This window comes from Desulfonatronum thiodismutans, from assembly GCF_000717475.1.
In the GTDB taxonomy this organism is placed as follows: Bacteria; Desulfobacterota; Desulfovibrionia; order Desulfovibrionales; family Desulfonatronaceae; genus Desulfonatronum; species Desulfonatronum thiodismutans.
Window position 1 is genome coordinate 98,661 of the sequence record NZ_JPIK01000020.1, and the last position, 19,840, is coordinate 118,500.

Genomic DNA, 19,840 nt, shown 5'->3' on the forward strand with positions numbered 1-19,840 from the left:
GGAGCAAATTGACGAAGCGGATCGGAATGCGATGGGTCATGAAGGGCGCACTTGATCCGAATGGGCGCGCTGATCAGTTCGTCGCGGACATGGCTTGGTCCTGGGATGGGCATTGCCGTTGTAAAAGCGTGTACAGTCGATTGCCGAGATGGAGGCCCATTTCGATGAATTCCGGGCCGAACGTCTTTCCAACTTCAGTGCGGAAGGTGTTCGCTATGGACCGGATGCGTTCGACGCCCTCCGGAAATTTTGCCAGGATCTCCCGCAGACACCATTCCTCGTAGTCGCAGATCTCCCAGAGCGTGGTGCCGAAGTTGTCCGGTCCCCACCGAAATTTGTCCGCGTCGTACAAGCAGGACGCCAGTAGTTCTTCCAGATGATCGAAAGAGGTTTCCATGGGGCGGAAGGCCTCATGGTTGCGGATGGCGAAGGCGATCATGGCCTTGTCCCTGTCCGTCAAGGGGAAATCGGCCAGAATTTGAAAGGAGAGTTCGGCTCCCCGGAGCGCGTGTTCCGGTTCCAGGCGGCAGATGTCGTGCTGCAGTCCGCTCAACTGCGCCAAAAGACACAGATGCCTGGCCTGATCCATGCCCCAGGCCCGGGCCTCGGCCAAGACAATGGCCCCGGACTCCACGGCGACCTTTTTGGCATGATCGATTCCGTGGCCGTAGTCGTCGGCGAGAAACGGCAGAACGTCTTCGCAACATCGGATAACCAAGGGGTGATCAAAAAACAATTCCTTGGAAAAGGCCAACTCCGGCGCGAAGCGGTCGTAAAAACGCGGCGGAGGTTGAACGCCGGCCAGACTTTTGGCCTCTTGCTTCACCAACTCAAGTTCTTTCAACATGGTCTTCCGTTCCTTTATTGGTCGCGGTTGCCAGGTTCCGTGAGAAATTTTCCCTGATTTTTTCGATCAAACGGGCCTCGATCTGCCGGACCCGTTCCCTGGTGATATTGTATTTTTCTCCGATCTCTCGAAGTGTCACGGGCTCCTCGTTCATCAAGCGCTGTTCCAGGACGTCCCGCTCCTTGTCGTTGAGTTCGGGCATCATTTTCTTGATTTGCTTTTTGAGCAGGACGACCATTTGCTCTTCGGCCAGGAGGTCCTCCACGGGCGTGCTCAGCGCGGGCAGCATGTCCATGCGGGTCATGCTGGTGTCTTCGGAAAACGGAGCGTCCAGGGACATGTCCGAACTGCCCAGCCGCTGGTCCATCTCCGTGATGTCCTGTTCGCTGACGTTGAGGCTTTTGGACAGGGAAGCCGTGCTGGCGTCAAAGCCCTGATTGAGCAGGCGTTGTCGTTCCTTGCCGAGGTTGTAGAAGAGCTTGCGCTGGGTCTGGGTCGTGCCGACCTTGACCATGCGCCAATTGTCCATGATGAACTTGAGAATGTAGGCTTTGATCCAGAATGAAGCGTAGTAGGAAAACTTGATGCCCCGTTCCGGGTCGAACTTCTGCACGGCCTTCATCAGGCCGACGTTGCCTTCCTGGATCAGGTCCAGGATATTTTGCATCCAGCTGCGTTGAAAGTCCATGGCGATGCGGACCACGAGACGCAGGTGGGAAGAGATCAGCCGAAACGCGGCTTTAGTGTCTTTTTGCTCCCGGTATTGGCGGATCAGGGTGAACTCTTCATCCGGCTTGAGCATTGGAAAACGGTTCACTTCCCGCAGGTAAAGCTGCATTGAGTCCCGGATCGCCGGGGAGGAGGGCGTCAGGGAAAGGTCGATGGGCCCGGGAGCCCCAGTGATCTCGGGATCGTCGTCAAGAGCGGCATCGGAGTCGTTTTCCGACTTTGCCTTAGGGGTTGGCTCGGGTCGAATTTCGGATTCAATATCCAGTTCGACTTCGGGGTCAACCGCGTCGTGCGACACGTCTTCAGACGCGTTGGTCGCCAAGTCGTCCGCCACGTCATCCGATAGTTCGGCGTGGTGAAAACCCTGCTTCCGTTGGGCTGAGCCCCTGGAAGCAGTCGCGGTCGTGGTGACTCGAGTCTTTTGCTTCATGCGGGAAGTGTCCGGTTGCTCGGTCCGTTCTGGTGGGAGCGCATCGGGTGCGGTTGGTCCGCGGCGGGTGAAACGAAGGGTTCCGGTGGCTTGGGTCCCACGGTCATGATCTGTAATCCTATATTTTTTATTTGTCCTTTTCAATGTTTTTCAGTAAGCGTTCCTTTTTCGGGGTAACGTCTCGATAATGCGAGGCTTCGCCGGCTCTGGGGATAACCTCCGCAGCCTCGACATCGCGCTTATCTTTTATAGAGTTATTGAAATCGGAGCAAAACCATAATGAGTCAAAAGGTCAGGGAGCTGATTCAATCCGGAAAAATACTTCTGTTCGACGGGGCCATGGGAACGCAACTTCAGGCCCGTGGGCTGCAACCCGGGCAATCGCCGGAAGAGTTCGGGGACCGTAATCCGGAGGTGATCGCTCGGATTCATGAGGATTATCTGAACGCCGGGGCGATGTTTTTGACCACGAATACCTTCGGCGGGACCCGGTTCAAGCTGCCTCCTGATCTCGACCCGCGCTCCTTCAACCGCAAGATGGCCGAAACGGCCCGGAGTTCCGCCAAAGACAAGGGCTTCGTGGCCGGCAGCGTCGGTCCCACCGGAGAGCTGCTGGCGCCGTTGGGCAAGGTCGGTTTTTCGGAGCTGGTGGACGCCTTCGCGGAACAGATCGCCGGGCTGGCCCAAGGCGGCGCGGACCTGATCCAGATCGAGACCCAGTTCGACCTGGGCGAGATCCGGGCGGCCGTGGTGGCGGCCCGCCAGGTTTGCGACCTTCCCGTGGCCGTTTCCATGACCTTTGAGTCCGGTTCCAGCTTGACCGGCACCTCGCCGCTGACCTTTCTGGACACCATGCAGAATCTTGGGGTGGACCTGATCGGAACCAATTGCAGCCTCGGTCCTGAAGGCCTGGAGGAAATCATCCGAGCCATGCTGCCCCGGGCGACCACGCCGCTTTTGGTTCAGCCCAACGCCGGGCTGCCGATCCTGGAGAACGGAAAGACGGTGTTTCCGCTGCAACCCCACCCCTTTGCCGAGCGAATGCTCCGTTTTCCGGCTTTGGGCGTTCAGGGCGTCGGAGGCTGTTGCGGCACCAGTCCGGACCATATTCGAGCCATGGCTCTGGCTTTGCGAGACGTGGACGTCGCTTCGCTCAAGGCCCGTGATGTGACCGAGGGACCGGATCTTATCCTGACCTCCAGGGCCGTTTCGGTTTGCATCGGGCCGAGAGAGCCGTTGGTGATCATCGGCGAGCGGATCAATCCCACGGGCAAAAAGCAGTTGACGGCCCAGTTTCAGGCCGGGGAACACGGTCTGGCCCTGGACATGGCCGGTCAGCAGATCGCCCAGGGGGCCGGGGTGCTGGACGTCAACGTCGGTGCGCCCATGGTGGACGAGACCGTCCTGCTGCCGGACCTCGTCTCCACCCTGACCGCCCGTTTCCCCACGCCCTTGAGCATCGATTCCAGCAAGCCGGAAGCCATCGAAGCGGCCTTGCGCCGGTATCCGGGGTCGCCCCTGGTAAATTCCATCAGCGGAGAGAGCGGCCGGATGGAAGCATTGGGGCCGCTTTGCCGGACCTATGGCGCGCCGTTCATCCTCTTGCCCCTGGCCGGCAGCGATCTGCCTGAAACCGCGTCCCAACGGCTGAAGATCATCGAGAATCTACTGCAACGGGCCGAGGACCTCGGGATTCCCCGGCGTCTGATCATGGTGGACGCCCTGGCCCTGACCGTCTCCTCCAAGCCGGAGTCCGCCAGGCACTGTCTGCGGACCATTCGGGCTTGTCGGGAAAAGTGGAACCTGCCCACGGTGATCGGCCTGTCCAATATTTCCTTCGGCCTACCGGCCCGGGAGCTGCTGAACAGCACGTTTTTGACCATGGCCATGGCCCATGGCCTCTGCGCGGTCATTGCCCATCCAGGGGCGCGGCGTGTACAAGAAGCTTTGGCCGCCGGGGAAGTGCTGCTGGCCCGGGACGCTCAGGCCAAGACCTTTGTCGGAGGCTACGCCGACTGGAGCGCCGGGGGAGGGGCGGCCGCGGGTTCCGGGGCCGCGGTAAAAGGCGGCCTTGCGGCAAAGCCCGCTTTGACCCTTGGGGAAGCGGTGATCCAGGGCGACAAGGACCGGATTCTGGACCTCCTGGAAGCGGCCTTGCAGGACGGAGCCCGGCCTGGAACATTGTTGGACGAGGAGTTGATCCCGGCGATCATGGAAGTGGGGCGGCGGTATGAAACCCGCGAATTTTTTCTGCCCCAATTGATCCTTTCCGCGGAGACCATGCAACGGGCCTTTGATCGGCTGACGCCCTTGCTCCAGGAGGACGCGGGCGACGCGCAACGGGCTCGGATCGTCATGGCCACGGTGGAAGGGGATATTCACGACATCGGCAAGAACATCGTCTGTCTGATGCTGCGCAACATGGGATTCGAGGTACACGATCTGGGCAAGGACGTACCTGCCGAGACCATCGTCCGGGCCGCCCAGGACAAACAGGCCGGTCTGATCGGCTTGTCCGCGCTGATGACCACGACCATGGTCCGCATGGAAGATACGGTCCGGATGGTCAAGGAACTCGGCCTCTCCACCAAGGTCATGGTGGGCGGGGCCGTGGTCACGGAGCACTTCGCGCAATCCATCGGCGCGGACGGGTACGCCCCGGACGCCGTGGCCGCGGTTCGTCTGGCCGCCAAATTGCTTGGAGAGCACGGTCGGAACCGGGCCGAGGTTTCTTGATCGCCGCTGTTCGTTGTTCCGGCATAAGGGATAAGGGAAATGGACATGAAAACACTGCTTCTTCCCACGCTCCTGTTGTTGGCTTTGGTTGCCCTGATTCCGTATCGGGTCTGCTGGGCCAGTGGGAGCACTGATATGCCGGTGATGGACGTTCAGGGGTTTGGCGACTTTTTGCTTGAGCAGAGAGGCAAGGTGGTGGTCGTGGATTTCTGGGCCACCTGGTGCGGACCATGCCGCAAAAAATTACCGGCGCTGATGGCATGCCGGGACAGGTTTTCCGAGGAAGAGGTGGCCATGCTCGGTATTTCCCTGGACTTTAACCCGGAAACGTTGCGCAGTTTTCTGAAGGTCAATCAGTTGAACTACCCAATTTCCCTTGCCGAGGACGGTTTTGGCGCCGAGTTGGGCGTACAGGCCATTCCTTTGCTGCATGTCTACGACGCGGCCGGAGAACTGGTTATCGTCGAGGAAGGCCTGACATCACCCGAAACACTGTGCCAGGAAGTTGGCCGTTTGATCGCCCCATGACCGAACTTTCCGCGATTTACATCCGCAAGGCCCGGATTCAGGATGTCCGCACCATCCATGGATTGCTGATGGACTGTTCCAAGCAGGGCCTGCTGTTGCCGCGCTCCTATAATCAACTTTACAGCCATCTGCGGGACTTTTTCGTCCTGGCCCCGAGCCAGGGCGGGGCGATTCTCGGGTGCTGCGCCTTGAGCATCGCCTGGGAGGATTTGGCCGAGGTCCGTTCCCTGGCCGTGGTCTCGGAGTGCCGAGGCCAGGGTTGGGGGAGACGATTGGTGGAAGCGTGTCTGAGCGACGCCATCACCCTGGGCATTTACCGGGTTTTCACCTTGACCTATCAGGCGACGTTCTTCGAGCGGATCGGATTTCAGGTGGTCAGCAAGGACAACCTGCCCCAGAAGGTCTGGGCCGATTGTCTGCACTGCCCCAAGTTCCCGGACTGCGACGAAATCGCCATGGCCATTGACATGTAGTTTTCGTAACTGCTCAACTCATCGGAGGAAAAGCAGACTGGATACCGGCATGCGCCGGTATGGCTGAATCGGAAACGACTTGGAACGAGACGTCATTCCGGCGAAGGCCGGAATCCAGTGCTGGAGAAAGACAATATATCCTATGTGCTAATGTAGGTCCTAGTTTTCAACGTTTTCAAAAGAAAATTTTTTCCGAGCACTCCATGACCACATCCATGCAACTGATCATTGACGCCGAGGCCATTGCCAAGCGAGTCCGGGAACTTGGAGCAAACATTTCCGAACATTACGGCGAGGAGCCGCTGGTCATGGTCTGCGTGCTCAAGGGAGCGTTCATCTTTTTCGCCGACCTGGTGCGGGCCATGCCCATCGAACCGGAAGTGGATTTTGTCCGCTTGGCCAGTTACGGTGCGCAGACTTCACGCAAGGAGCGGATTCTGTTCACCAAGGACATGGAGCTCCCCGTGCAGGACAAGCATGTCCTGGTGGTGGACGACATCGTGGATACCGGCCATTCCGCCTTGTATCTGCTGAACGTGTTGCGGATGCGCGGCGCGAAAAGTCTGCGCGTCTGCGCATTGATCGACAAACGGGAGCGGCGGGAAGTCGACGTGACCGTGGATTTTCCGGGCTTCGTGCTTTCCGAGGGCTTTGTGATCGGCTATGGACTGGACTACGCGGAACGCTACCGTCATCTCCCGGCGGTCTATACCTTGAATGCGGACGTTTGTTAGGGGGCACACTCCCACTGGTCCCTATTGTGCATGTGAACCGACGCGTGAAAAACTCGGGATGATCAGAGGAATACGAGGGGAAAAACGATGTTGATCCAATGTCCTAACTGCGACACCAAATACAACCTGAACGAATCCGTTATTGGTCCGGATGGGTCGAAGGTTCGGTGCATCCGCTGTGACCATGTCTTTTTCGTCGCCCAGCCGGGTGCGGAGTTCGACGTCACGTCCGAACAGACCCAGGGACAGGCCCAGGAGCATGACCTGGATCAGGCTCAGAAGGACGACTTCGACTGGTTGGACGAGGTAGAGCCCGAGGAGGACGGCAAGGGGCGGAGCAAGGGCGGCGAGGACGGCTATTCCGTGGAGATTCAGCCCTCGGAAGAGCCGAAGAACAAGACTGTGACCTATGTCGTGGCCGGTCTTGTTGTCGCGATCATCGCCTTGGCGGCGTTTCTGTATTCCCAGGGGGCCGTGGATACTTTTTCGTCCTGGTTCGGTTCCTCCGAACCCGAGCAGGTCGAGGAGCCGAAAACGCTCGGCCCGGAAGACGTGCACTTGGTTTCATTGCAGAACGTGCGCCAGTATTTTGTCACCAACGAGAAAATCGGCCAGTTGTTCGTCATCGAAGGCAAGGCCCGCAACGATTTTCCGACTCCCATGGAACTGTTCCGCATTGAGGCCAGTTTGTTCGATGCCGCCGGACAGGTCGTGGAACGCCGGGAGTTTTTAGCCGGCAACACCGTCTCCCTGTTTCAGCTCCAGATCCTTTCGGAGCAGGAATTGGATGCGGCCTTGAACGCACGGGTCGGCATCCTGACCAACAATACCAACGTTCGTCCCGGAATGGACGTTCAGTTCATGGTTGTTTTTCCCAATCCTCCGGATTCCGTTCAGGAATACGGATTGAAAGTCATCGGCGCCCAGCACCCGCCGAGGTAGATCTTCGTTTTGTTTTTTTACGGATAATGCTCCCCGTAGGGGCACGGCGCGCCGTGCCCCTACGTAACCCGCCTCCCCCTTCCCGATGAAAACTCCCCCCGGCCTCCACATCTGCACCGACTGCGGGGCCCGGTCCCCCAGATGGCAGGGCCAGTGTCCACAGTGTAAGGCGTGGAACACGCTCCAGGAAGCTCCGAAAGCCTCCCCCGCCCGCCGTGACATCCGCCCCGTTTCCTCTCCCGTCAGTCTGACCGACGGCGGCGACGCTCCGGTTGCGGCGTGGACAACCGGGCTTTCCGGGCTGGACGAGGTTTTGGGCGGCGGATTGATGCCCGGGGCATCCATGCTGGTGGGGGGGGAGCCGGGGATCGGCAAGTCTACGCTGCTCCTACAGTTGGCCGCCCAGGCGGCTGGGGGCGGCAGACGGGTGGTCTATGTCTCCGGCGAGGAATCGTTGGGCCAGATCAAGGCCCGGGCACAGCGATTGGAAGCCCTGGTCCCCGGTCTGGACGCCCTGAGCACCAACCGGCTTGAAGACGTGCTGGCCATGCTCGGTGCAGGGAAGCCGCCGGCTCTCATGATCGTGGATTCGATCCAGACCGTGTCCTCGGAAGAATCCGACGGCCTGCCCGGCAGCGTCAGCCAGGTCCGCACCGTGGCCACCCGTTTGGTAGAAAGCTGCAAGCAGCTGAACTGCTGTCTGATTCTGGTTGGGCACGTGACCAAGGACGGGGCCATCGCCGGCCCCAAGCTTCTGGAGCACATGGTGGACACGGTGCTCTCTCTGGAGGGTGATCGTCAGCATATGTTCCGGCTGCTGCGGGTGCAGAAGAACCGCTTCGGCCCCAGCAACGAACTGCTGGTGTTTCAGATGGAGCAGCGCGGCCTGACCGTGGTTCCGGACCCTTCCACATATTTTCTGGGCGACCGGGACCCGAGCTTGAGCGGCACGGCCCTGGTCATGGCCCTGGACGGCTACCGGCCCTTTGCCGTGGAGGTCCAGGCCCTGGCCACTAAGAGTTTTCTGGCCATGCCCCGCCGGACCGTCCTGGGCTTTGACGCCAACCGCCTGCACCTGCTTCTCGCCGTGCTGGAAAAGCGCCTGCGCCTGCCCCTGGGCCAGTTCGACATTTACACCAAGATCGGCGGCGGCCTGCGCCTCCAGGATCCCGGCCTGGACCTGGGCGTGGTGGCCGCCGTGTTGTCGTCCTTCCTGGACAAGCCCTTGCCCGAACGGGCCGTGCTCTGGGGCGAGGTGGACCTCAACGGTCAGATCCGTCCGGTCCTGGGTCAGGACGTCCGCGACCGCCAGGCCAAACGCCTGGGCTACACCCCCATCCTCACTCCCCGGAGCGCAGACGCCCCCCAGGGCGTGGCCAATGTCGGCGAACTGGCCAAGCTCCTGTTCGGAAACGCCGGTCCTGCCAATCACAAGCCCGAAGCTCGTCAGGACCGGGCGAATACGGTTTTCTGAGGCTGCGCTTCAAAGGTATGGCCTTCCCAACTTCCTGAACGTTTCCAAAAAGCTGGTCGAACATGTCCATATTTGTCTATCAAGCCATTCCCCTCTTGATCTTCTTCGCCTCGCTTGTAGTTCTCCTCGGGTTTTTAATTGCCCACCGAAAACTTACGGAGGCAAGGCGTAAACGGTCCCCGTTTACCAAGGACTTTTTACGCGGACCAGGTTTTTCTGAGTTCAAACGAATCGAACTGATCAATGATGATTTAACGCAATGGCTGTTCATTCTTCTATTTTTACCGGTTTTTTACTATTCAATGCTCTACGTGCATATTCACCATCCGGATCGATTGTTCCAGGACAATCTCATCTTCTACATTCCGTTTGCCCTTTTGTACGGATTTGGGTTGTACAGGATGAATTTTCATCTCAATCAGCGACGCAACGCTCGGCTTGGTTTTGAAGGCGAAATGGCCGTGGGGCAGGAACTGAACCAGCTTTTAGCCAACGGGTACCACGTCTTTCACGATTATCCCGCCGGAAAATTCAACATTGACCACGTACTCATCGGCCCTGCCGGAGTCTTTGCCGTGGAGACCAAGGCCAGGTCCAAGCCCACAACAGGGGACGCGAAGGCTGACGCCAAAGTGTTGTATGACGGCAAACAGCTCAAATTTCCGGGCTGGACCGAGACCGAACCCATTCAACAGGCCAAGCGTCAGGCAGCGGATCTTTCCGTCGAGCTAAGCAAGGCGGTTGGCGAACCGGTTCTGGCTCAACCCGTTCTGGCCATACCCGGCTGGTACGTCGAGCGCACTACCAAACCGGATGTCTTCATTATCAACGGCAAAGGAGCGCACGGTCTCTTTTGCAAACTGCCCGCCGTACTGGACGCAAGCATGATCCAGCGCATCGCCTACCAGGTGGAGCAGAAATGTCGGGATGTGAAGCCGAGGGCGTATCGGGAATGGGAGGGGTGACGCCAGCTTCACGCATGGCGGCTTTTCCCCGTCGCTGTGAAAGCACAAATTACAAGAGATTTTGAGAAAAACTCAAAATGGGCAGAAGTTGTTGATCCTTTTGATCCATTCCAATGATTTCTGTGTTTGGTTAAAGACAATTCTCTCTTTTATGTTTTCTTTTACATCATCGGATAGATTTACAAAAACACCTTCCAATATTGATAAGAACAAATCATCACCATCAGTATCTTTTTGATGCAATCTTTTAAAGATTGCTTCTCGAAGTAAGTGTATTCTATTATCATTGTCAATAAACTTGCCTATGGTATATGGATTCATTCGTTTTATATCCATAAGAACAAAACGATTTCCAATACATAGTTGGCCAAATAGGTACGCTAAAACTGCATCTCTATCTCTATTTTCTAAAAGATTCAAATGTTTTATGTAAAAAGTTAAATATGAAAATATATCTTCCATACTTTTGTGCTTTAAGTATTCATTCAGTTTTTCGGTTTCTTTTTTAATTACATTTTGAGGTATTGTTTCAGCTATAACTCCATGAAGTTTTACGAAATTAATGAAATCATCCTCTAGTTCAACATTTTCACAAATTATGGGTATTGAACAAAATAGCTTCAATTTTTCAGATGGAATCATCTGTGATACCATATGCTTGAAAATTGTGCTACAAGTCGGATCTATCTTGACTTTTGCAATTACTGCGTCGGCTCTATAGCCGTATTTTTCTGAAAACACATCGCGAAGCTCAGCGATCATGATGTCAACAAGGTTTGTAGCAACAACAGCTGATGGCTTATCAACCTTTTCTTTAAGTCTAAATTCTATCCCTGGATGTATCAAGTTTCTATAGTTTCTAACAACTGTTGCGATATCCTTAGTCCTATCGGAAACAAGACTATTTTCTGCAGCGATATCGATTAGTTTACTTAATGGAGATTTAAGTATCGCGCTTGACGAATGTTTATCATTTAAAAATACAAGAAAAAAATCTACCAAAATAGCTTCAATGATACTGCCTGATAAAATCAATACAGATTTAAAATTACCAGCTTCGAGGCAAGATGCCATTTCACGCTTGTCTCTTTCAAGCATATTACGAAACGTATCGTTGCTGATAAAATCAAATTCACTCATGAATTTTCCCTTGTCATATAACAATTTATTGATCAGTTTCTTGATAACTCCACCCCTGACCTGTTTGAAGTGGTCGGAGTGCGCACCATTAAACTGCCTGCCCTAACTTGATAACGCCACGATTCCGGAGTTATCGAGAAAAGCTGATAACTCCGCCTTGTTTGAATTGATGAGTTTTCATCGAATATCCCAGCCTCCCCGCACAACGCGATCGGCCTAGCCAGGACGACGCCAACGGTGAAGTGGTTGTTCTGTCAGTCCACGGTCTGGATAAAGTTGTCGAATATCCAGGGTCAGGGCCGCGCCGGTTTGATGAACTCTTCAAAATTTTTGAAAACATGCATCCACTTTCTATTTTGTCGGATTGTTGTGGATATTTCGCAAATGCGGTTGAATTTTGATTCATTGCTGACAAAATGTTTCTACTTTTTGTAACGTGTCGGCGCAAAATATGCGTCTGAAGCTATCGAACTGCCGCGTATTTTGACTTGAGTCTGACGACCTTGGGCAGGTAGTTGCGGGTTTCCTGGTAGGGCAGATTCCGGACAAGGCGTTCGTAGACCTCTTGCGGCGAGGCGGCGTTGATTCTGGCGACGGCTTGATTGCGGTCGCGGTGGAAGGCCTTCAGCACGTTGCCGCTTCCGGTATTGTACCCGGCGATCACGCAGTATTCGCGGCTTCTCGGGTTTTGCACCATTTTGAGGTATCGGGTGTCGAGGATGTGCAGGTAGGCTGTTCCCATGCGGATGTTGTTTTCCGGGACGAACAGGTATTCCCTGGTCGGGGTGCCCGGGCGACCATAGAGGAGCTGATGGCAGTCCCGGCCCGCGGTGGTGGGGACGATTTGCATCAGGCCGTAGGCTGGAACGTGGCTTACGGCGTAGGGGTTGAAGCTGCTTTCCGCCTCCATGATCGCGTAGACCAGGTCCGGGGACTGGTTGAATCTTCTGGCGTTTCGGATCACGGAATCCTGAAACTTGAACTGCTGCCGGCCCTGGTATTCCAGGACCATTTCGAAGGTAACGAAATGGATCCGCGAGCGACCGGACCCGCTTGTCTCGTAGCGTGTCCGGAGCAGGTGGTCCGCGTAACGCTCGGCTCGCCAGGCCCAGCGGATGTTCTGGTTTTCATGGTCCACGACCAGGCCGTAGAGAAAGGGCTGCCCGCCGATCTTGACTTCCTTGTCGCTGAGCAGATCCACGGTGGTCGGGTCCTCCGGGGTGAGCAGGGTCGCGATCGTGGCCTGCTGGAGCGCGGCTCGCGGGTCGTCTTGCCTTCTGGTTTCCACGCGGATGCGACCGGTTTCGAAATTCACCACGGCGCGGCTTTGGTAGCCGTCGGTGTATTTGACGTACTCGGTTTCCGTGGGAACCTTTTTGTCTTTCCAGTATCGCTGAATTTTGTCGATCAGGGTGGAAACCTGGCGTCGGACCAGTTGATCGACCTCCGGAACGCCGGATGTCGGTATGTACGCATTCACGGCCCCGGCCACATCCCCGGAAAGGGCGCGATGGGTCGACCTGATGCCTCTTTCCACTTCCCGATGCGTACACCCGGAAAAGAGCGCCGCGGGAATCAAGGCGAGGAAGAGCCGTCTGTTCAATGTCGGACTCCCTGCTTTTGGGGCGGGTTGGTCGCCGGTCGTCGGGATGAGGTGCGTCGCGGAAGCCGCTGCTCAGGCCGTGTCCGACCTTCTTGAGCGGTCACGTCTGCTCGCACTGCATTCGGGGCAGGGTGAAGGTGAAGATCGTTCCTTGCCCTGGTTTGCTTTCCACCCATATCCGTCCTCCGTGCTTTTCGACGAACTCCTTACATAAAAGCAGGCCCAGGCCGGAACCTCGTTCGCCTTCGGTCCCGCGCAGGCAGATTCTGCGGTCCAGGGCGAAGAGGCCGCACAGAACGGCCTCGTCCATGCCCACGCCGGTATCCCGGATGGAGATCCGGACCGATTCCTCGTCCTGCTCCGCGGTGATCGTGACTTCCCCCTCGCGTTGGGTGAATTTGACCGCGTTGAAGAGCAGGTTGCGGACCACGGTGCTGAGCATGGGGTGGTCGGCCAGGATGGAAATGTGTTCCGGGATCGAGCAGCGGAGGGCGATGGCTTTCTGACGGGCGCTGGGTTCGATGAGTTCCAGGGTGCCCCGGATCAAGGTCGAAAGGGGCTGGGGCCGGGGTTCGAAGGGGGTGAGGCCGCGCTGCATTCGGGCCCAGTCCAGGAGGTTGTTCAGCAGGTTGTAGAGGTTCTCCGCGCTGCCCTTCATGTCTTCGGCCAGCTTGCGGATGTCCTCCTGGCTCATGCTCTCGATGTGTCCGACCATCAAGCGGATGAAGGACAAAAAGCCGATGAACGGCGAGCGCAGGTCATGGGCGATGATGGCGAAGAACTTGTCCTTGTCCGCCAGGGTCTGCTCCAGCCGAGCATTGACCCGACGCAGTTCGTCCTTGACCCGGGCCTGTTCGGCCATGGCCCGGGCCAGTTTGATCTGGCCGAAACTGAGGGTGGCCACCAGGTCCGCCAGGCGGGCGTAGAAGTCCATGGCCTGATGGACCGTGTTGCGGTCGTACCGCGGCACCCGGTCCAGCGCGGCCAGGTACCGTTGTTCATCAAAACCGTACCTTTGGGCCTGTTCCCGAAACAGGGTCAGGTCCGGAAGGTCGTCGTCGAACAGAAACTGCCCCAGAAACATGTTCCCCAGGTGGCGGCCGCCGATGATGATCGGCGTGGCCATGTCCCAGAGGTTGTTTTTGCATTTGTAGAGCTTGAAGGTTCCGGGAGCGCCCTCGCTGGAGAGCAGGGTGTCGCTTTCGATGCAGTTGCGCAGGGCGTCGGGGTGGGCCCGGTGGAATTTGACGCAGACGTCCTGCCATCCGGTGGCCACCAGCACTTTGCCGTGCAGGTCCACGATGGCGCTGCCGATGTTGGTCAGGCGGTGGAAATCCTCCATCAGCAATTGGATGGCCCGGGTGTCGATGATGTCTTCCAGGGCCAGCGCGCCCACGTCTCCGTCCGGTGAGAGCAGGGCGTGGAGCTTGGTCCGGACCCCGGCTTCGCTTTCGCGCAGGGCCTGGTCCATGTTCTTGCGCTCGGTGATGTCCTTGATCAGGCCGTCGTAGGCCGTCAATTCCCCCCGTGAATTCAGCCTGACGACGATGGTGTTGCTCACCCAACGCCGTTGACCGTCCTTGCGAATGATCCGGTGTTCCACGGGATCGGCACGACCCTCCACGAGCACTTTGCGGGCCTGTTCCCGGACCATCTCCTGGTCCTCGGGCAGGACCATGTTGATCCAAAGGTAGGGATCAGCGGCGAATTCCTCGGCCGTGAATCCGGTCACGGCGACGCAGGCCGGGCTATGCACGGTTTGAGCGGCTCGGCCGTCCTCAACCCTGACGGTGTACAGATAATCGGTCAGACATTCCGTAATCCGCCGGTAGCGTTCCTCGCTTTCCTGCAAAGTCTCCTCGGCTCGTTTGCGCTCGGCGATGTCCCAGGCCAGATCGGCCAGGGAGGTCAGGACGTCCAGATCCTCGCTTTCGTAATCCGTGGGCTTGTTGCCCACGCCGAGAATAGCCACGATCCGTCCGTCCCGTTGCACCGGCACCACTATTTCCCGGAGAATCGGGGCATGCCCTTCGGGCAGCCCCCGGCGGTGGGGCAGGGCGGCATAATCGTTGTGGATTACCGGGGCGCGGGTGCGGACGCAGTCGGCCCAGACCCCGGCCTGGCTCACCGGATAGTGGGTGCCGGCGGAGGGGTCGGCGGTGCAGCTTCCCTTGACAGTCCTGGCGGACCAGGTTTGAAGGACAATGGTGGATTGATCATCCTCAAAAAAGTGAAAGAAACCGATCCGGCTGGCGGTGAGTTGTTCGGCCTCGCCCAGAGTGGCCCGGAGCAGTTCAGCCAGGCTTCCGGATCGGGCCAGATGGAGGAGCCGGTCTCGGGCGGCCATGATCGACTCGGTGCGCTTGCGTTGCGAAATGTCGGAAAGAAAGCCCTGGTGGAGCAATACCCGTCCGGCGGCGTCCCGGACAACCCGCACCGTGGCCGAGGCCCAGAACGGCTTGCCGTCGCGGCGGACCATCCGGCACTCGTAATCCACAAGCTCGTCGTTCTGGTCCAGAAGACGGACCAATGTCTTTCGGTCCTCCGGATCGGCGAACACCTGGGCCGCTATGTCCGTCACCGAAGTCACCAGCTGCTCTTCGGAGTCGTACCCCAGCAAGCGGACCATGGCCGGATTGGCGCTGAGAAACCGGCCCTCCGGAGTGGTCGTGAACACGCCCATGGGCGTGTTGGCCACGAGGGCTTCAAAGTCATGGACGGCTGCGGCGTGGGCGGTGGGATCGATCCGGAACGGCGAGTCGTCATGAGAAGCGTTGGGGGGCGTGAGGGGCATGTAATCTCCACGTTCGAGTCAATTACAACTCAGAAAAACGGGATGGTTCGGAAGTTCGGAAGTGATCGGCAACCGTAGGGGCACGGCGCGCCGTGCCCCTACGGTGTGGACGGCGCCAATCCAGTGAGGATTTGGTTCATCCCCTCGTAACACGTCACAATTCATACATATTCAAAATCACGGCCGCCCTGGTGATCTCTCCGACCAGGCGGCCGTCCTCGACCACGGGCAGAAACCCCAGGTCGGAATGCGTCATCAGATGCAGGGCCTCACGCAGACTCTGGTCCGGATGCACGGTGGGGGCGTTTTGACGGAGCATGGAGGTCACGGATTTCTCCCATTGCCGGTCTTGTTTGATTTTACGGAATTGGGCCTTGTGCAGGACGCCAAGAAGTCTGCCCTGTTCATCCACCACCGGCAAGGCCTGGCGTTCCGTCCTGGAGGTATTCGGGACCTTCGGTCCTTTCATGATGGCCGCGGCTTCCCGGAGGCTGTGCGCGGGTGCCAGCCGGGCCGAGATCGGGGTGGCCAGATCGCGGACATTGGTCCGCCTGGTTCCGGTTTGGCGGATCAACTCGACGACCTGACTTCGTGTCGTATCCAACGGAGCCTGGACAACGGCGGAACCGGCGCCGGGATGGCCGCCTCCGCCCAGACGGCGGACCACGGCGCCTACGTCGAACAGCTTGGGGTTGCCGCGTCCGATGACCGCGGTCTTGTGGGAGCCCATGGGAAAGATCCCAAACGCGGCGTCGAGGCCTTGAATCTCCATGAATTTTGAGACCACTGTGGGCAGCATGTTCAGTTCCTTGCGGGCATCCTGAACGCAGACCCCAAGGCGCAGGTCATTGAGGCGGATGATTTCCGGTTCGGCCAGCATCCGGGAGAACAGGTCCAGGTGACGCTCGTCCAGAGAGCTGTCCAGGTACGCGGAGACCACGTTCAGGTCCGCTCCGTTTTCAAGCAAAAAGGCGGCCATGCGCGCATCCCTGGCCGTGGTGTTGGGGAAGGACAGGGAGCCGGTGTCGTCGTAAATGCCCAGCAGAAAGAGTGTGGCATGGATCGGGGAAAAGGCCGTATCTTGAGCCTGAAAGCGTTCCAAAAGCAGGGTGACCGTCGCTCCGACTTCTTCGCGATGTTCCTCGGCAGCGGCGATAGATCCACCGGCCATGTGGTGGTCCCAGACGGTTACCGGAAGATCGGCGTGGGAAGTCAGTTCCTTAATGTTGTCCAGACGTTCCCAACTGGATGTGTCCGTGATCACCAGCTTATCCACCTCGGCCAGGTCCACGGTGTCCCGGTGGTTGAGGCGGAGCAGGTCCCAATGTACGGCCAGGAAGTCGCGCACCGCGGGCTGGACGTGGGATGGAATGAGACGCGTCGCGCCGGGATGCAGGAAGGCGGCCGCGACCATGGACGCCAGGGCGTCGAAGTCGGTGTTGACGTGGGTGGTCACGAGAATCATTCGCGTATCTCCTGTCCGGGGCTCGTCGTCAAAGACCAAGTTTCCTCAGAAAGCCTCGATTGCTTTTCCTGTAGCTGATTCCGGGCGTGTCTACAATCATGATTTGTTTGCAACAAACCCTGATCTTCGCTAGGGTTCCGAGCACGTTCGCGAGTTGTCGCGGGACGACGTGATCGTCATGACAGTGGAGCAGTTAAAACAAAAAGTAACTATTTAGCACATTCGGTTCGTGGTTATTCACCCGCACTGGATACCGGCTTTCGCCGGAATGACGAATCGAAACAAGTCTTTTTCACGTTAGTCATACCGGCGAAGGCCGGTATCCAGGCCTTCTTCGATTTAGCTGAGTAGTTGCACAAACCAAGGACAATTCCATGGCCAAAAAAAATAAGGGCAAAGCAGAAGTGGTGGCCTCCCCGGACCGAAAAAGTCGCCTTGTTCAGTGGGACGGCGATTTGCACGGCGACGACACCGTGGAGGGGCTCAAGCGCGACATTGTGCGGCATGTAGTGACCAGCCTGGGTAACGACTATGCCCGACCCAACGATTTCACCTATTATAACGGCTTGGCTCTGGCCATCCGCGACCGGATGATCGCGCAATGGATCAAAACCCAGCGTTCATATTACAATGAACAGGCCAAGCGGGTGTATTACCTGTCCATGGAATATCTGCACGGCAAGTCGCTGTTGAACAGCCTGCATTGTCTGGGGCTACACGATTTGGCCAAGGAGGCCCTGTCCGAATTCGGCTTGGACCTGGAAAACGTGGCCGAAGTGGAATGGGACGCCGGACTGGGGAACGGCGGTCTGGGACGTTTGGCCTCCTGCTATCTGGACTCCATGGCCACCCAGTGTATTTCCGGTTACGGCTACGGCATCCGCTACGATTACGGCATGTTTCACCAGACCATCGAAAACGGGGCCCAGGTGGAGCAGCCGGACAATTGGACCAAGCACGGCACCCCTTGGGAGTTCGACCGGGCCCGGTTCATGAAGGCGGTCAATTTCTTCGGCAAGGTCCGGACCTGGGTGGACGACCAGGGCCGATTGCGTCACGACTGGGTGGACACGGAAAAGGTTCTGGCCATGGCTTGCGACCTGCTCGTTCCGGGGTATCGCAACGGTCGGGCCATCAACATGCGGCTGTGGGCCGCCAAGTCGGACACGGAATTCAACCTGGAGTTCTTCAATACCGGAGACTATATCGGCGCGCTGGAGGCCAAGATCCGGGACGAGACCATCTCCAAGGTGCTCTATCCCAGCGACGACAAGCTCCATGGCCGGGTGCTCCGGCTCTGCCAGCAGTACTTTTTCGTGGCCGCGTCCCTGGAAGACATTCTGCGTCGATACAAAAAGAAGTTCAGCACGTTCGATAAACTCCCGGAAATGGTGGTCATCCAGCTCAACGACACCCATCCGACCATCGCCATTCCCGAACTTATGCGCATCCTGGTGGACGAGGAACTCTTAGACTGGGACACGGCATGGGATTTGTGCACCCGTGTCTTCGCCTACACCAACCACACCATCCTGCCCGAAGCTCTGGAAAGCTGGCCCTGTTCGTTGATCCAGCGGGTTCTGCCCCGGCACATGGAGATCATCTACGAGATCAACCATCGCTTCATGCAGTGGCTGGACGGGCTCGACGACGGCCATCCCGACCCGAGCGCCCGCAAGTCCCGGCTGTCCATCATTCAGGAACACCCGGAAAAAGCCGTGCGCATGGCCAATCTGGCCATCGTGGGCAGCTTTTCGGTCAACGGTGTGGCGGCCATGCATACGGAGATCATCAAGGCTGAAGTGTTTCCGGAGTTCCACGCCGTGTTTCCGGGCCGATTCCGCAACGTAACCAACGGCGTCACCCCGAGGCGCTGGCTGAACCAGTGCAATCCCGGCCTCGCGGAGTTGATCTCGGAAAAAGTTTCCGGCAATTGGCTCTATAATCTGGACCGGTTGCGAGATCTGGTCCCTCATGCCGAAGACCCGGCCTTTCGGGCCAAATGGCGCGACGTCAAACGGACCAACAAGGAGCGCTTGGCGGCCTATGTGACCCGCAAACTGGGCTTTGAATGCAATCTGGACGCCATGTTCGACGTTCAGGTCAAGCGCATCCACGAATACAAGCGCCAACTGCTCAACGTGCTGCACGTGATCACACTCTACAACCGGATCAAGGCCGATCCTCGGGGGAACTTCGTTCCCCGGACCGTGTTTTTCGGAGGCAAGGCCGCGCCGGCCTATTTCATGGCCAAGCTGATCATCCGGCTGATCAACGGCGTGGCCGACGTGGTCAACCCCGATCCGGACGTGGCCGGTCGGCTGCAAGTGGTTTTTCTGCCAAACTATTGCGTATCCCAGGCCGAGCGGATTATCCCGGCCACGGAATTGTCCGAGCAGATTTCCACGGCCGGCTACGAAGCCTCGGGGACCGGAAACATGAAGTTCGCCATCAACGGGGCCCTGACCATCGGTACCCTGGACGGGGCCAACGTGGAAATGCTGGAGGAGATCGGGGCGGAGAACATGTTCATCTTCGGCCGCACAGCCGATGAGATCAAGGCCCTGCGTCGCGGCGGATACAATCCCTGGCAGTTCTGCGAAAACGATCCGGAACTGAAGCAGGTGCTGTCCATGATTTCCGGCAATGTCTTCTCCGCTCACAACCACGGCCTTTTTGCGCCGATCATCGACAACTTGCTGCATCATGGCGACTACTTCTGCGTCCTGGCGGACTACCGGGCCTATGTGGAGTGCCAGGAACAGGTCAGCGCACTCTACCGAGACCAGGACGAATGGACCCGACGCTCTATCCTGAACACCGCCAACATGGGCAAGTTCTCCAGCGACCGTTCGGTCATGGACTACGCCCGGAACATCTGGGGCGTGGACCCGCAAGCCTGTCTGCTTTGATCCCGGAACCTTGTTATTCCCCGGTCATCAATGCATTCGACGCTGTTTTCCGTTTGGCGAAAGCATTG

General features: G+C 57.9%; 14 protein-coding genes. 8 read left to right on the forward strand and 6 right to left on the reverse strand.

Annotated elements, in window-relative coordinates; translation table 11 throughout:
* Nucleotides 1-73: 73 nt before the first annotated feature.
* On the reverse strand, nucleotides 74-847 hold the full coding sequence (locus tag GY33_RS0114865) for an HD domain-containing protein (RefSeq protein WP_031388089.1): 774 nt from the start codon (nucleotides 845-847) through the stop codon (nucleotides 74-76).
* Complete coding sequence (locus GY33_RS0114870; RefSeq protein ID WP_084185202.1) at nucleotides 831-2,006, reverse strand: sigma-70 family RNA polymerase sigma factor; 1,176 nt, start codon at nucleotides 2,004-2,006, stop codon at nucleotides 831-833. Before GY33_RS0114870 ends, GY33_RS0114865 begins: the two co-directional genes overlap by 17 nt.
* A gap of 279 nt (nucleotides 2,007-2,285) precedes the next feature.
* Between GY33_RS0114870 and GY33_RS0114875 the strand changes: the two genes are divergently transcribed.
* From GY33_RS0114875 to GY33_RS19340, 7 genes are all read left to right on the forward strand, one after another.
* A complete protein-coding gene (locus tag GY33_RS0114875; protein ID WP_031388091.1) occupies nucleotides 2,286-4,742 on the forward strand; it encodes a homocysteine S-methyltransferase family protein in 2,457 nt (818 codons plus the stop codon).
* 45 nt (nucleotides 4,743-4,787) lie between these two features.
* On the forward strand, nucleotides 4,788-5,270 hold the full coding sequence (locus tag GY33_RS19975; RefSeq protein WP_161788483.1) for a TlpA family protein disulfide reductase: 483 nt from the start codon (nucleotides 4,788-4,790) through the stop codon (nucleotides 5,268-5,270).
* A complete protein-coding gene (locus tag GY33_RS0114885) occupies nucleotides 5,267-5,743 on the forward strand; it encodes an N-acetyltransferase (RefSeq protein WP_031388093.1) in 477 nt (158 codons plus the stop codon). Before GY33_RS19975 ends, GY33_RS0114885 begins: the two co-directional genes overlap by 4 nt.
* A 203-nt stretch (nucleotides 5,744-5,946) precedes the next feature.
* Entirely contained in the window at nucleotides 5,947-6,477 is a 531-nt protein-coding gene (gene hpt / locus GY33_RS0114890; RefSeq protein ID WP_031388094.1) for a hypoxanthine phosphoribosyltransferase, read from the forward strand.
* Between the two features lie 87 nt (nucleotides 6,478-6,564).
* The gene (locus GY33_RS0114895; RefSeq protein WP_031388095.1) at nucleotides 6,565-7,419 is read left to right on the forward strand and encodes a DUF3426 domain-containing protein; all 855 of its coding nucleotides are present in this window, start codon (nucleotides 6,565-6,567) and stop codon (nucleotides 7,417-7,419) included.
* Between the two features lie 85 nt (nucleotides 7,420-7,504).
* Entirely contained in the window at nucleotides 7,505-8,893 is a 1,389-nt protein-coding gene (radA, locus tag GY33_RS0114900) for a DNA repair protein RadA (RefSeq protein ID WP_051822688.1), read from the forward strand.
* A gap of 302 nt (nucleotides 8,894-9,195) precedes the next feature.
* Entirely contained in the window at nucleotides 9,196-9,858 is a 663-nt protein-coding gene (locus tag GY33_RS19340) for a nuclease-related domain-containing protein (protein ID WP_161788484.1), read from the forward strand.
* Nucleotides 9,859-9,930: 72 nt separating this feature from the next.
* Here the strand turns inward: GY33_RS19340 and GY33_RS0114910 are convergent, their stop codons facing one another.
* The 4 genes from GY33_RS0114910 to GY33_RS0114925 form a co-directional block, all read right to left on the reverse strand.
* Nucleotides 9,931-10,998, reverse strand: coding sequence for a hypothetical protein (locus tag GY33_RS0114910; protein WP_031388098.1), 1,068 nt, complete (start codon nucleotides 10,996-10,998; stop codon nucleotides 9,931-9,933).
* Between the two features lie 463 nt (nucleotides 10,999-11,461).
* Nucleotides 11,462-12,601 carry a murein transglycosylase domain-containing protein gene (locus tag GY33_RS0114915; RefSeq protein ID WP_031388099.1) on the reverse strand — a complete coding sequence of 380 codons (1,140 nt, stop codon included), beginning with the start codon at nucleotides 12,599-12,601 and terminating at the stop codon, nucleotides 11,462-11,464.
* Between the two features lie 100 nt (nucleotides 12,602-12,701).
* A complete protein-coding gene (locus tag GY33_RS19980; RefSeq protein ID WP_031388100.1) occupies nucleotides 12,702-15,395 on the reverse strand; it encodes a PocR ligand-binding domain-containing protein in 2,694 nt (897 codons plus the stop codon).
* 154 nt (nucleotides 15,396-15,549) lie between these two features.
* Nucleotides 15,550-16,860, reverse strand: a complete 1,311-nt coding sequence (locus GY33_RS0114925) for a CBS domain-containing protein (RefSeq protein ID WP_031388101.1) — start codon at nucleotides 16,858-16,860, stop codon at nucleotides 15,550-15,552.
* Between the two features lie 374 nt (nucleotides 16,861-17,234).
* Between GY33_RS0114925 and GY33_RS0114930 the strand changes: the two genes are divergently transcribed.
* The gene (locus tag GY33_RS0114930) at nucleotides 17,235-19,772 is read left to right on the forward strand and encodes a glycogen/starch/alpha-glucan phosphorylase (protein ID WP_084185203.1); all 2,538 of its coding nucleotides are present in this window, start codon (nucleotides 17,235-17,237) and stop codon (nucleotides 19,770-19,772) included.
* Nucleotides 19,773-19,840 lie beyond the last annotated feature (68 nt).

Excerpts from the sequence above, each read along its gene's own strand:
- GY33_RS0114865 (WP_031388089.1), bottom strand. The coding sequence starts at position 847 with ATGTTGAAAGAACTTGAGTTGGTGAAGCAAGAGGCCAAAAGTCTGGCC.
- GY33_RS0114925 (WP_031388101.1), bottom strand. The coding sequence starts at position 16,860 with ATGATTCTCGTGACCACCCACGTCAACACCGACTTCGACGCCCTGGCG.
- GY33_RS0114910 (WP_031388098.1), bottom strand. The coding sequence starts at position 10,998 with ATGAGTGAATTTGATTTTATCAGCAACGATACGTTTCGTAATATGCTT.
- GY33_RS19980 (WP_031388100.1), bottom strand. The coding sequence starts at position 15,395 with ATGCCCCTCACGCCCCCCAACGCTTCTCATGACGACTCGCCGTTCCGG.
- GY33_RS19340 (WP_161788484.1), top strand. The coding sequence starts at position 9,196 with ATGCTCTACGTGCATATTCACCATCCGGATCGATTGTTCCAGGACAAT.
- GY33_RS0114895 (WP_031388095.1), top strand. The coding sequence starts at position 6,565 with ATGTTGATCCAATGTCCTAACTGCGACACCAAATACAACCTGAACGAA.
- GY33_RS0114930 (WP_084185203.1), top strand. The coding sequence starts at position 17,235 with ATGGCCAAAAAAAATAAGGGCAAAGCAGAAGTGGTGGCCTCCCCGGAC.
- radA (WP_051822688.1), top strand. The coding sequence starts at position 7,505 with ATGAAAACTCCCCCCGGCCTCCACATCTGCACCGACTGCGGGGCCCGG.
- GY33_RS0114875 (WP_031388091.1), top strand. The coding sequence starts at position 2,286 with ATGAGTCAAAAGGTCAGGGAGCTGATTCAATCCGGAAAAATACTTCTG.
- GY33_RS19975 (WP_161788483.1), top strand. The coding sequence starts at position 4,788 with ATGAAAACACTGCTTCTTCCCACGCTCCTGTTGTTGGCTTTGGTTGCC.
- GY33_RS0114885 (WP_031388093.1), top strand. The coding sequence starts at position 5,267 with ATGACCGAACTTTCCGCGATTTACATCCGCAAGGCCCGGATTCAGGAT.
- hpt (WP_031388094.1), top strand. The coding sequence starts at position 5,947 with ATGACCACATCCATGCAACTGATCATTGACGCCGAGGCCATTGCCAAG.
- GY33_RS0114870 (WP_084185202.1), bottom strand. The coding sequence starts at position 2,006 with ATGAAGCAAAAGACTCGAGTCACCACGACCGCGACTGCTTCCAGGGGC.